This window comes from Modicisalibacter coralii, from assembly GCF_004117855.1.
Lineage (GTDB): Bacteria > Pseudomonadota > Gammaproteobacteria > Pseudomonadales > Halomonadaceae > Modicisalibacter > Modicisalibacter coralii.
The window spans coordinates 243,418-254,848 of sequence record NZ_QWBW01000007.1; the positions used below are offsets into that span (position 1 = coordinate 243,418).

Annotated in this window: 12 protein-coding genes and 1 pseudogene; 8 read left to right on the forward strand and 5 right to left on the reverse strand. The window is 68.9% G+C overall.

Annotated elements, in window-relative coordinates:
- Nucleotides 1-60: 60 nt before the first annotated feature.
- A complete protein-coding gene (locus D0901_RS03315) occupies nucleotides 61-351 on the reverse strand; it encodes a hypothetical protein (RefSeq protein ID WP_129138856.1) in 291 nt (96 codons plus the stop codon).
- Between the two features lie 304 nt (nucleotides 352-655).
- Between D0901_RS03315 and D0901_RS03320 the strand changes: the two genes are divergently transcribed.
- The gene (locus tag D0901_RS03320; RefSeq protein WP_129138857.1) at nucleotides 656-1,153 is read left to right on the forward strand and encodes a nucleotidyltransferase family protein; all 498 of its coding nucleotides are present in this window, start codon (nucleotides 656-658) and stop codon (nucleotides 1,151-1,153) included.
- Nucleotides 1,154-1,246: 93 nt separating this feature from the next.
- Entirely contained in the window at nucleotides 1,247-1,672 is a 426-nt protein-coding gene (locus D0901_RS03325) for a GFA family protein (protein ID WP_129138858.1), read from the forward strand.
- An 85-nt stretch (nucleotides 1,673-1,757) separates the two neighbouring features.
- Here the strand turns inward: D0901_RS03325 and D0901_RS03330 are convergent, their stop codons facing one another.
- From D0901_RS03330 to D0901_RS03340, 3 genes are all read right to left on the reverse strand, one after another.
- Nucleotides 1,758-2,144 carry a hypothetical protein gene (locus D0901_RS03330; RefSeq protein WP_129138859.1) on the reverse strand — a complete coding sequence of 129 codons (387 nt, stop codon included), beginning with the start codon at nucleotides 2,142-2,144 and terminating at the stop codon, nucleotides 1,758-1,760.
- Nucleotides 2,145-3,017: 873 nt separating this feature from the next.
- Nucleotides 3,018-4,061 carry a tRNA dihydrouridine(20/20a) synthase DusA gene (gene dusA, locus D0901_RS03335; RefSeq protein ID WP_129138860.1) on the reverse strand — a complete coding sequence of 348 codons (1,044 nt, stop codon included), beginning with the start codon at nucleotides 4,059-4,061 and terminating at the stop codon, nucleotides 3,018-3,020.
- 167 nt (nucleotides 4,062-4,228) lie between these two features.
- Nucleotides 4,229-5,257 (reverse strand): succinylglutamate desuccinylase/aspartoacylase family protein, encoded by a 1,029-nt coding sequence (locus tag D0901_RS03340; RefSeq protein WP_129138861.1) that lies wholly within the window; start codon nucleotides 5,255-5,257, stop codon nucleotides 4,229-4,231.
- A 151-nt stretch (nucleotides 5,258-5,408) separates the two neighbouring features.
- Between D0901_RS03340 and D0901_RS03345 the strand changes: the two genes are divergently transcribed.
- Entirely contained in the window at nucleotides 5,409-6,161 is a 753-nt protein-coding gene (locus D0901_RS03345) for a sulfite exporter TauE/SafE family protein (protein ID WP_129138862.1), read from the forward strand.
- A gap of 10 nt (nucleotides 6,162-6,171) precedes the next feature.
- On the opposite strand, the gene D0901_RS03350 is transcribed toward D0901_RS03345, so the two are convergent.
- Nucleotides 6,172-6,939, reverse strand: coding sequence for a CDP-alcohol phosphatidyltransferase family protein (locus D0901_RS03350; protein ID WP_129138863.1), 768 nt, complete (start codon nucleotides 6,937-6,939; stop codon nucleotides 6,172-6,174).
- 230 nt (nucleotides 6,940-7,169) lie between these two features.
- Here D0901_RS03350 and D0901_RS03355 point away from each other — a divergent pair, with 230 nt between their 5' ends.
- The 5 genes and pseudogenes from D0901_RS03355 to D0901_RS21220 all read left to right on the forward strand — a co-directional run.
- On the forward strand, nucleotides 7,170-8,141 hold the full coding sequence (locus tag D0901_RS03355; RefSeq protein WP_129138864.1) for a zinc-dependent alcohol dehydrogenase: 972 nt from the start codon (nucleotides 7,170-7,172) through the stop codon (nucleotides 8,139-8,141).
- A gap of 39 nt (nucleotides 8,142-8,180) precedes the next feature.
- On the forward strand, nucleotides 8,181-8,579 hold the full coding sequence (locus D0901_RS03360; RefSeq protein WP_129138865.1) for a 6-pyruvoyl trahydropterin synthase family protein: 399 nt from the start codon (nucleotides 8,181-8,183) through the stop codon (nucleotides 8,577-8,579).
- The gene (locus D0901_RS03365) at nucleotides 8,576-9,637 is read left to right on the forward strand and encodes a glycosyltransferase family 4 protein (protein WP_129138866.1); all 1,062 of its coding nucleotides are present in this window, start codon (nucleotides 8,576-8,578) and stop codon (nucleotides 9,635-9,637) included. Before D0901_RS03360 ends, D0901_RS03365 begins: the two co-directional genes overlap by 4 nt.
- Nucleotides 9,634-10,509, forward strand: coding sequence for a class I SAM-dependent methyltransferase (locus D0901_RS03370; RefSeq protein ID WP_129138867.1), 876 nt, complete (start codon nucleotides 9,634-9,636; stop codon nucleotides 10,507-10,509). The genes D0901_RS03365 and D0901_RS03370 overlap by 4 nt, the downstream gene beginning before the upstream one ends.
- Nucleotides 10,510-10,529: 20 nt before the next feature.
- Nucleotides 10,530-11,390 (forward strand): annotated as a pseudogene (locus D0901_RS21220) (lysylphosphatidylglycerol synthase transmembrane domain-containing protein); the annotation flags it as partial.
- Between the last annotated feature and the right edge of the window lie 41 nt (nucleotides 11,391-11,431).

Sequence of the window (11,431 nt, forward strand, 5' to 3'; positions counted from 1 at the left end):
TTTCATGAGCGCCGTTCCGGCAGCCGGCGACAAAGCCCGGCCACAGCAGACCGGGCAGGCTCAACCCAGCGGGGCGTCCTCCTCGAGGCGTTCGACCACCCAGTCGTGAACATCGCGCTGCTGGCGCAATGCAGACGGCAGCGCCTCCTTGATCAGGGACTCGCCCTTGTGGAGCTTGGTCTTCTCGGACGCCCCCAGCGTCTCGAGCGCCTTGTTGAGCACATACAACACCTCATTGCCCTCCTCGGGCACGAACTCGCTGCCATCGGGCTCGCCCTCGAAGCGCGAATCCTTGGGGCCGGTACGCCAGGAATAGTGCGTCAGGCTCATGTCGGACTTGTCGAAAAGCATCACAATCTCCCTTTGTTGCCATTGAGCGGGCATTTTCCCAATGCCCTCCCCAGCCTAGGCGTTATCCCCCTTTTTCGTCACCCGGCTCGTCGGGATTTTTCTCCCCGCACCGCTGGCGCAGGCCCCGACGCCCCGTCGTCAACGCGTACCAGCCAACACCCCGTGAGCGAGATCGCGGGTTGCCTTATGATGGGCAGGTGGAAAGACGACCCTGGCGCTAGCCGATGAGGATAATGACCGAATGTCGAGTGACACGCCCCGAGAACAGCGGATAACGACCTGGCTCGAACGGGACGACGTTCGCATGAAGGCGTTGCGCCTGGCCCGGTCACTGAATCTCGACGACTGGTGCATCGGCGCCGGCTTCGTCAGGAATCTGGTCTGGGACACCTTGCACGGCAACGCCGAGTCGACGCCGTTGAACGACATCGACCTGATCTACCATGACGCGAGCCATGCGACGCCCGCCCGTGACGCGGCCCTCGAAGCGCGACTGGCCAGTGTGTCGCGGCTACCATGGTCGATCAAGAATCAGGCACGCATGCACCATCGCAATGACGACGCGCCCTACACCGACACCGCGCATGCCATGCAGCATTGGGTGGAAGTGGAGACGGCAGTCGGGGCGCGGCTGTCGCCACGTGACGATATCGAACTGATCGCGCCATTCGGCCTCGCGGCCCTGTTCGCCGGAACCATCACGCTGAATCCGTACCGCCCCAGGCCATCGGCTTTCCAGCAACGTGTTGCGGATAAACGCTGGCGGGAAACCTGGCCGACACTCAAGGTAAACTGTTCTTGAGGGACCACTAATCGCTGTCTGAAAAGTCGGCGAGCGCAGATATTTTTCAGACAACGCGTAACCGCCAGCCCTTCTCGACGAACCCGGTGAACCATGACCCAACATAGCGGACGCTGCCTCTGCGGCGCGGTGACCTACACGATCAACGCCGAACTGACGATGGCCCGGGTGTGCTGGTGCCGCGCCTGCCAGCACATCGCCTCGAACGGTACCGTCAACGCCCTGGCGCCCACGGACGCCGTCTCGGTGAGCGGCGAACTCAGCACCTTCACCGCCACGGCCGACAGCGGCAACGAGATCCAGCGGCGGTTTTGCCCGCAATGCGGCTGCCACCTCTTCGCCAATTCATCCGGTCGACCGCAATTCACCGTCGTGCGCCTGGGCACATTGGACGACCCGTCCTCGGTCCCGCCGACGATGAACATCTGGGCACAGAACGCACCGTCTTGGGCCTGCCTGGACCCGGCCCTGACACGTATCGAGGGTCAGCCCGCGCCTCCCCGCCCGGCCGGACAATGACACCACCCCGAGTCATCACCGCTCTCGGCATGGCATCGCCTGAGCCGGGATGCGGGGCCCGGTGTGAGCGAGGCAAGCTCGCCGCTCAACGAGTAACGCTGACCACGTGGCCGTAACAGATCTTCACCCGGTGATCGGGGCGCCACCAGGTCAGCTCGTCGCACCCTTCGCCATCCGCCGTGACTCGATCCGGCGGGCCGTAGATCAGACAGGCATCGCTGGCCATCATGCCCGGAATGACCCGTTCGGCGATGATGAGATGCTCCAGGCGTCTGCCGAACGCCAGACGGTCGAGCAGATGACTCGCCTCACTGTTCTGGGGGCCGCACAGCGACCGCCGCGTCACGGAAGCACCCCGCTGGCAGGCACAGGATGGCGTCGCACTGTCGGGATGCGCGATCTGATGATAGAGGTCGAGTTTCGCCGGGCTGGCCATGGCGCCACTGGCGGCGATGCCCAGGCCGACCAGCATGCCGAGCATCAATGATTTGACAGGCGGGATTGCGTCGCTTCGAAAGGCTTCCTTGCCCATAGGTCACGTCTACACGCTTGATCGAGTCAGTCGGAAAACGGCCCCGATGCCAGCGGAGCGGAACAACGAGCGTACGGCGTCGGAGTCGCAAGGGCAAGCGGCCACGCGAGGCGACCGCCCGGCACCGCAAGCGCCGGCACACCGTCATTGTAGTCCATGGCAGGCGGCCCATCTCGAACGTTCACACGGGAACGGCACCCGTTCAGGCGTCTAGCGCGGTTCGACGCGCAGGCCCTCCCCGACCATCACCGACTGATTGTCCGCCCTTGCCGGTAAGGCACATGCCAAGGCGGCAGTCGCCAACACCCCCGCCAGAACTCCAGCAATCAGCCAACGCTGCATAGTGTTTCCCCTACGTTGCCATTCACAGTTTTATACGTCGATTATCGTGAAGGTATTACTATAAACAGAGGAAACGGGTGCATTCTGTCAGCCAAGGCTTACATTCGCGTGCGAAAGTGGCGAAACAACGCAGACCTTGCCATGGCGACGGCCCTCGTCCGGCCGAGGTACGCGCAGGCACTCCAAAAAAGCCCGGCCTCAAGGGCCGGGCTGCGTAGCGCTATGCTCCTTGCTGCTCACCCGTGAGCAATCCGGCTCACGCCTCCTTGGTGCATCGGGCATTCCCTGCCCGGGGTCCTTCACGGGTCTTCCCTGACCACTGAGAACAGTATAGCGAGGCATTTCGCCAGGTAATTAACTCAAGTTAGAAACCCGGGTAAGCGATCGCCCAAGACGAGGTAAGAGATAACCTACAAAACACCGGCGAGATCGTTGGCCACGGCGTCACTGCACCGCGCGCCGCGGTGCTGCTCAGTGGATAGCCGGCTCGTTCACTTCCGGCACCAGTCCGAGCGCATCGTCGTAGACCGCGATCCCGGCACCGTCGCGGTGGGCGTTTTCGGAGAGATGACGGCGGAAGCGACGCCCGCCCGGGCACCCCTGGAAGAGTCCCAGCAAATGCCGGGTAACGTGGTTGAGCCTGGCACCCTCCTCCAGCCGCCGAATGATATAGGGGCGCAGGGCCTGCGCCGCTGCATGGCGCGACGTCGCCGGGCCGGGGACCCCGTACAGGGCCGCATCCACACCGGCCAGCAGCCAGGGATTCTGGTAGGCTTCGCGACCGATCATCACGCTGTCGACGTGGGCGAGATGCGCACCGCAATCATCGAGGGTCTTGATGCCGCCGTTGATGCCGATGTGCAGCTGCGGATTATCGCGTTTCAGCCGATGGACCCGCGGATAGTCGAGCGGCGGCACGTCGCGATTTTCCTTGGGCGATAGCCCCTGCAGCCAGGCCTTGCGCGCGTGGACGATGAAGGTCTCGCAGCCGGCGTCGGCCACCTCGGCGACGAAACGCGCCAGATCAGCGTCGGCATCCTGATCGTCGATGCCGATACGGCACTTCACCGTCACCGGAATCGATACCGCCTCGCGCATGGCGCGTACCGCCGCCGCCACCGTCTGCGGATGGGCCATCAGACAGGCGCCGATCAGGTTGTTCTGTACCCGGTCGCTGGGACAGCCGACATTGAGGTTGACCTCATCGTAGCCCCAGGCCTCGGCGATCGCCGCGCAGGCCGCCAACTCCCCCGCATCGCTACCGCCCAGTTGCAGGGCCAGCGGATGTTCGGTGTCGTCGTAGCCCAGGAAGCGCTCCCGCGGCGAGCCGTGAAGAATCGCCCCGGTGGTGACCATCTCGGTATACAGCAGCGCATGCCGGGTCAAGGTCCGCGCGAAGGCCCGGTAGTCCCGGGTCGTCCAGTCCATCATCGGCGCGACGGAAAACGTCCTGTCCAGCGCAGGCCGTAGGGGGTGAGTCGTGGTACGGGAAATCGCGTCTTGGAGCTTTGCCATGGCGTATCGATCACGGAGAATTCGAGGCATCACCGCCCCCGGCGGCGCAGTGCGCCAGCAGAAGACGGCAGAAAGGAAGGGGCGGATTCTCGCACAGCACGGCGCGATTCGCATCCCGACGCGCCACCGCCCTCCAGCCCTCGGGTCGATGGTTCGACACGGCCCCTTCAGAGGACGTCCGGCAGCCCTTCATAGTCGGACTGGAACGACTCGACGGCATTCTCCGCTTCTTCGATGGCCTCGAAGCGCGCGACGTGAAACAACGCCTCGCCCTCGTTGGCCAGGGGCAGATTGCTCTGGCCGATGACGATACCGTCGGCGTTGGATACCACCTCGCCTTCGGTGTTGCCGAACGGATCCGCGACGATGCCCAGCACCTGGCCCTTGGCCACCCGCGTGCCCAGGCGCACGCGCGGACGCAGGATGCCGTCGATCGGCGCCCGTGCCCAGCTCGACCCGTTGGCGATCTCCGCCGGGGGCGGTTCGCGACGCCGCCGGCTCGCCGCCAGCATGCCCAGGTGGCGCATCACCCGCAGCACACCGCGCACCCCCGGGGCGATCGCCCACTCGTCGAAACGCAGCGCCTCGCCGGCCTCGTAGGTGAGTACCGGCACCCCGCGCCCCTGGGCGTAGGCGCGCAGACTGCCCTCGCGCAGCTCGGCGTTGAGGATCACCGGCGCGCCGAACGCCTCCGCCATCGCCGCGGTTTCGTCGCCCACGTCGAGCTGCGAGCGCACCTGCGGCAGGTTGGTACGGTGGATGGCGCCGGTGTGCAGATCGATGATGTGCGACGCCAGGTCGACGATCTGCTCGCGAAACAGCGCGGCCACCCGCGAGCCCAGCGAACCCGATTCACTCCCCGGGAAACAGCGGTTGAGGTCGCGCCGGTCCGGCAGGTAGCGGGTGTGCTGGACGAAGCCGAAGACGTTGACGATGGGCACCGCGATCAGCGTGCCGCGCAGGCGACGAATCGACGAGGAGCGCAACAGGCGGCGAACGATCTCGACGCTGTTGATCTCGTCGCCGTGAATCGCCCCGCAGACCAGCAGTACCGGGCCGGGCTGCCGGCCATGGACCACCTCGACGGGAATGTCCAGCGGCGCATGCGTGTAGAGCTTGGCCACCGGCACGTCGATCTGCTCGCGCGACCCCGGCGCCACGCGCACCCCGGCCAGTTCGAAGGGGGCTCTTGCCATGTCCTTGCGTTCCTTTGATGAAGCGTGGGTTCCTTATACGCGGCGAGTGGCGCATTGACGACCCCCATGCTTTCTTCCCGGTCCTCTCGCACGCCGGACTGATACACTCCACCCCCTCGTCGTCTTACCCGTGCGAACCCAAGGAGCCCGCATGACCCTGCCGGACTTTTCGCTGCTCGCCTGGTCCCTGATCGTGATCTCGACCTTCTTCACCGGGGTCTCCAAGGGGGGATTCGCCGGCGGGTTCGGCACCCTGTCGGTGCCGCTGATGGCACTGGCCATCGGTCCGATCGAGGCAGCGGGCCTGCTGTTGCCGCTGCTGATCGTGATGGATGCCTTCAGCGTCAAGGCCTGGTGGGGCCGGCAGGACAATCGCGAAGTGAAACGGCTGCTGCCGGGCATGGCCGTCGGCGTGGTGATCGGCACGCTGACCATCGGGCTGCTCGACGAGGACCTGATCCGGCTGCTGCTGGGGGTCATCTCGCTGCTGTTCGCCGCCTACATGCTGGCGCGCCCCGCCGCCTCACGCGCGATCTCCGCCCTCTGGTCGATCCCGGCCGGCATCGGCTGCGGCTTCACCAGCTTTCTCGCCCATGCCGGCGGACCGCCGGTGAACCTCTACCTGATCCCGCGACGCCTCTCCAAGGAAGCCTTCATCGCCACCAGCGTGCTGGCCTTCGCCGCGGTCAACCTGATGAAGCTCGGCCCCTATCTGTGGCTCGGCGAGATCGACCTCACCAGCGCCAGCGCCTCGCTCTTGCTGGTGCCGGTGGCCTGGGCCGGGGTACGCAGTGGCCTGTGGCTGCAGCACCGGGTCAACGAACGGCTGTTCTATCGCCTGATCATCCTGGCCATGGCGATCGTCGGGGGGCAGTTGATCCTCAAGGCGCTGGGCGTGGTCTGAACGTCCCGTCTCAGCACTCGCCCGCCGGCACGGGGACGTGACGCCGGCGCGCCAGCCAGCGCACATCGATCGCGAAGGACAGCCCCAGCAGCGCCAGCGCCACGCCGGCCAGCCCGCTCGCCAGCGACTCAGGCGTCCAGGGCAGCAGACCGACGAGCAGGGTCGCGACCTGCCAGACACAGATCACCTTGCGGCGACGCGACGCGAACAGCGGGCGCTGGAGCCACTGCCAGCGCCAGCCGGCCATCACGAACAGGTAGCGCAGGGCGCCGATCGCCAGTACCCAGCAACCGACCTTGCCCAGCACCGTCAGCGCGGCACACAGCACCACGATGAAGAAGGCATCGAGCTCCATGTCGAAGCGCGCCCCGAAGCGCGATATCGACCGGGTCAGGCGCGCCACCCAGCCGTCCACGCCGTCGAGCAGCAGGGCCACCAGCGCCAGCCCGGCCATGGCCCCGGCGTGCCGGGCCATGAACTCGGGGAACACCAGCGCGCCGGCGATCACCGCCACCGGCATGCCGCGCAGCAGGGTGACGCGGTTGGCCCAGCCCAGCGCCTGGCGCGACGGTGCCCAGCCCCACGCCACCAGGACCAGCATGGCCAGATAGATCGCGCCGGCACTCACGCGCAGCCCGGCGGGCGCCGCCAGCCAGGCCAGCAGGCTCTCGACCAGCAGGGCGAACAGCGTCAATACGGCCAGGCTCTCGGCGAGACTCGGCAGCGGTAGACGCCGGAGACGGGGGACACCGGCAGGTGGCGGGGATGACCGACGCATGTGGCGCTACCTCCTCGTCGACTGACGCACTCGCCAGATGATGACTTGACGTCGCCGGCCCCACCACGGAACTTAAGGATGACGGCGCGATGACGCGCAGCACCCCACCCGGTGCAGGTCGAGCATTGATGATGCAAGGATGCATTGCTATACAATCATTGTACAACGGTTGAACCGATGATGCCTGAGCGCATCCCGCGGACGACCCCGGTCACGACAAGGACGCTATCATGCCCGCCACCCCCGCACAGGCCTTCTGGACCCTGGCTCCCGGCCACGGCGCGATCCGCGAGGAAGCCCTGCCGGCGCCCGCCGCCGGCGAGCTGCAGATCCGCACCCGTTACAGCGGGATCAGCCGCGGCAGCGAAGCGCTGGTCTTCAACGGCCGGGTACCCTCCTCCGAATACCAGCGCATGCGCGCGCCCTTTCAGGCCGGCGACTTCCCGGGCCCGGTGAAGTACGGCTATGCCAGCGTCGGCGAGGTCGAGCGCGGCCCCGACGAATGGCTCGGCCGCAGGGTGTTCTGCCTGCACCCCCATCAGGACCGCTACGTGGTCCCCGCCGAAGCCGTCGTCGCCCTGCCCGAATCGCTGCCCGCCGGCCGCGCCGTGCTCGGCGCCAACATGGAAACCGCCGTCAACGGCCTGTGGGATGCCGCCCCCGGCCCCGGCGATCGCATCGCGGTGATCGGCGCCGGGGTGGTCGGCGCGCTGATCGCCTTTCTCTGCGCCCGAATCCCCGGCACCCGGGTCGAGCTGATCGACATCGACCCGGCCCGCGCCGAACTGGCCCGAGCGCTCGACGTGCCTTTCCGCACACCCGGCGAGGCCACCGGCGAGGCCGACCGGATCTTTCATGTCAGCGGCAACCCGGCCGGGCTGCGCCGCGGCCTGGAACTGGCCGGATTCGAGGCGACCGTGATCGAGATGAGCTGGTACGGCGAGCAGGCCGTCGAGGTGCCGCTGGGCGAAGCCTTCCACGCCCGCCGCCTGACGCTGCGCTCGAGTCAGGTCGGCTCGGTCGCGGCGTCGCACCGCGCGCGCTGGAGCCATCACCGGCGTCTCTCGCTGGCCCTGGAACTGCTCGCCGACCCGCGACTCGACGCGCTGATCGAGGCCGAAAGCGCCTTCAGCGATCTCCCCGACCTGATGCCGCGCCTGGCCGCCACCCGCGGGGCACTGTGCCACCGCCTGCGCTACTGAGCGACACCCGAGACCCGCACGCCAACCAAGGAGGCTCGCATGTTCAGCCTGACCGTCCGCGATCACATGATGATCGCCCACAGCTTCCAGGGCGAGGTCTTCGGACCCGCCCAGCGCCAGCACGGCGCCACCTATGTCGTCGACGTGACCTTCCGCCGCCCCGAGCTCGACGAGCACGACCTGGTCGTCGACATCGGCCTGGCCAGCGAGGCCCTCAAGTCGTTGCTGGCGGCGTTCAACCTCAGCAATCTCGACGACGACGAGGCCTTCCGGGGTCGCAACACCACCACCGAATTCATGGCCCATGCCGTCTTCGAACGCATGGCGGCGATGATCCGCGAGGGCCGGCTGGGCGAAGGCGCCAAGGCGCTGACCCACCTCACGGTCACGCTGCACGAGTCGCACATCGCCTGGGCCAGCTACGAGGGGGCATTGTGAGCGCGACCCTGACGTTGATCGTCGCCGGCGACCCGCAGCAGCTCACCGGCGGCTATGTCTACGACGCCCGCATCGCCGAGGCCCTGCGCGAGCAGGGCTGGCGAGTCGACGTCATCGGCCTGGAGGGGCGCTTCCCCGAACCCGACGCCGTCGCCGCACAGGCGCTCGACACCGCCCTCGCCGGGCTGGCCGACGGCGCCCGGGCGGTGATCGACGGCCTGGCGATGGGCGCACTGCCCGAGGTCGTCGTCCGCCACGGCGAGCGCCTCGACCTCACCGCCCTGGTCCACCATCCGCTCGCCGACGAGACCGGCCTCGACGAGGCCCAGCGCACGCGCTTCGCGGTCAGCGAGACGCGCGCCCTGGGCGCCGTGGCCCGGGTCATCGTCACCAGCCCCTTCACCGCCCGGCGCCTGGCCGATTACCACGTTGCCCCCGGGCGCATCGCGGTCGTCGAGCCCGGCGTCGACCGCGCCCCGCTGCCCGCCGACGGCGGCGACAGCGCGACGCGCCTGCTCTGCGTGGCCACCGTTACCCCGCGCAAGGGCCACGACGTGCTGATCGACGCTCTGGCGACCCTTGCCGATCGCGACTGGCGCTGCGACTGCATCGGCGGCCTCGACCGCGACACCGCCCATATCGATCGGGTGCGCGAGCGCATCGCGGCCACCGGGCTCGAGGCGCGCATTCACCTGCTCGGCGAACGCCCGCCCGCCGAGCTGGGATCGGCCTACCGGGACGCCGACGTCTTCGTGCTGCCTTCCCACTACGAAGGCTACGGCATGGTGATCAGCGAAGCGCTGGCCCACGGCCTGCCGGTGATCACCACCACCGGCGGTGCTCTGGCCCATACCCTGCCGGCGGATGCCGGCCTCCCGGTGCCCCCCGGCGACGCCGAGGCCCTGGCCGGCGTCCTGGCCCGCTGGTTCGACGACGCCGAGCTGCGTCGCCACCTGCGCGACGGCGCCCGTCGCGCCCGCGACGCCCTTCAGGACTGGGACCAGGCCGGGCACGCCTTCGCCGCCGCCCTGCAGCGGCCGCCGGGAGACGCCCCATGAGCGATACCACCGGCCACTTCGACGCACACTGGCTGCGCCTGCGCGAAAGCATCGACCACCGTGCCCGCGACGCCGGCCTGACCGAGCAGGCCCGAGACTGGCTGCTCCCGCGCCAGACACCGGCCCATGCCCTGAGCCTGGTCGACCTGGGCAGCGGCGGCGCCAGCAACGTCGCCTATCTGGCCCCGCGGCTGCCCGGCCCCCAGCGCTGGCGGCTGGTCGATCACGACGCCACCCTGCTCGGCCAGGCCGCGACACGCCTGCATCGCCTGGCAGACGAGGCCGACCGGCCGCTGGAGTGGATCAGCGATCATCGCGGCCTGCAGCCGCTGGACGCCGCACTGCTCGACGGCTGCGATCTGGTCGTCGCCTCGGCGCTGTTCGACCTGGTCTCCCGCGACTGGCTCGATGCCCTTGTCGAGGCCTGTGCGCAGCGCCGGATCGCCGGACTGTTCACGCTCAGCGTCACCGGCGACTGGGCCTTCGTCGACGCTCGGGGCCATCACCACGAGGACGACGACGACCGCTGGCTGCGTGGCGTGCTCGCCGCCCACCAGCGCCGCGACAAGGGCTTCGGCCCGGCGCTGGGCGGCGACGCGCCGACATGGCTCGCCGACCGCTTCGCCGCGCGCGGCTACCGGATCGCGCGGGCACCGAGCCCCTGGCGGTTGCCGGCGGGGGCGCCGGACGCCACGCCCCTCGCCACGACGCTGATCGACGGTTGGGCCCAGGCCGCCGGCGAGCAGGCCCCGGACGACACGCGGCGGATCGCGACCTGGCTGGAACGCCGTCGCCAGGCACTGGCAAGCGGCCGGCTGGGGCTGTGCGTCGAGCACGACGACCTCTTCGTCGTACCGGGGGATGCCGCGTGACGGCGTCTCGCCGCCGGAGCGTGCTGCGGCTGGCGGTCAGCCTGGGGCTGCTCGCCGCGCTGGCGGCGTGGCTCGAGCCGTCGGCGATCGCCGCGCAACTGCGCGATCTGTCGCCCGCCTGGGTGCTCTTGGCGCTGGCCCTGGGGCTGCCCCAGGTGCTGATCTCGGCCTGGCGCTGGCGGCTCACCGCGCGCCTGCTGGGCGTGCCGCTGGCCTACCCCACGGCCGTCGCCGACTACTACCTGGCGACCTTTCTCAACCAGTTGCTGCCCGGCGGGGTGATGGGCGACGTCACCCGGGCCTGGCGCCATGCCAGCGCCAGTGGCGAACGCGGTCCGGCGGTGCGCGCCGTGGTCATCGAGCGCGTCTCGGGGCAACTGGTGCTGTGGCTGCTGGCGGGTATCGCGCTGCTCTCGCCGACCTGGCGCGACCCGCTGAGTCACGCCGTCACGACACTCGTCGAGCGGCTTGGCGAACTGGGGCTACCGGGCGTGGCCGTGCCGGGTCTCATCGTGCTGGCGGTTGGCGGTGGGCTCCGGCACGTCCGGCATCGTCCGCCGCGGGCCCTGCAAGGGCTCGGCGGTGACCTCAAGCGCGCCTTGCTCGACGCCGCGGCCTGGCCAGGGCAGTTGCTCGGCTCGCTGCTGGTGGTCGCCAGCTACGTGGCGGTCTACCTCTGTGCGGCCCGCGCCATCGGTGTCGAGCTGGCCACGCCCACGCTGCTGGTCCTGGTACCACCGGTCCTCATGGCCATGGCCCTGCCGCTGTCGGTGGCCGGCTGGGGGCTGCGTGAGGGCGCCGCGGCGCTGGTGTGGGGCGCGACCGGGCTCGACCCGGCCCAGGGCGTGGCGGTGTCGGTGGCCTACGGCGTCCTCGTGCTGGTGAGCAGCCTGCCCGGCGCGCTGTTTCTGCTGCGCCGACG

Bases quoted from the DNA above. Each gene is read 5' to 3' on its own strand.
- D0901_RS03325 (WP_129138858.1), top strand. From the start codon at position 1,247: ATGACCCAACATAGCGGACGCTGCCTCTGCGGCGCGGTGACCTACACG.
- D0901_RS03370 (WP_129138867.1), top strand. From the start codon at position 9,634: ATGAGCGATACCACCGGCCACTTCGACGCACACTGGCTGCGCCTGCGC.
- D0901_RS03320 (WP_129138857.1), top strand. From the start codon at position 656: ATGAAGGCGTTGCGCCTGGCCCGGTCACTGAATCTCGACGACTGGTGC.
- dusA (WP_129138860.1), bottom strand. From the start codon at position 4,061: ATGGCAAAGCTCCAAGACGCGATTTCCCGTACCACGACTCACCCCCTA.
- D0901_RS03350 (WP_129138863.1), bottom strand. From the start codon at position 6,939: ATGCGTCGGTCATCCCCGCCACCTGCCGGTGTCCCCCGTCTCCGGCGT.
- D0901_RS03355 (WP_129138864.1), top strand. From the start codon at position 7,170: ATGCCCGCCACCCCCGCACAGGCCTTCTGGACCCTGGCTCCCGGCCAC.
- D0901_RS03340 (WP_129138861.1), bottom strand. From the start codon at position 5,257: ATGGCAAGAGCCCCCTTCGAACTGGCCGGGGTGCGCGTGGCGCCGGGG.
- D0901_RS03330 (WP_129138859.1), bottom strand. From the start codon at position 2,144: ATGCTGGTCGGCCTGGGCATCGCCGCCAGTGGCGCCATGGCCAGCCCG.
- D0901_RS03345 (WP_129138862.1), top strand. From the start codon at position 5,409: ATGACCCTGCCGGACTTTTCGCTGCTCGCCTGGTCCCTGATCGTGATC.
- D0901_RS03360 (WP_129138865.1), top strand. From the start codon at position 8,181: ATGTTCAGCCTGACCGTCCGCGATCACATGATGATCGCCCACAGCTTC.
- D0901_RS03315 (WP_129138856.1), bottom strand. From the start codon at position 351: ATGCTTTTCGACAAGTCCGACATGAGCCTGACGCACTATTCCTGGCGT.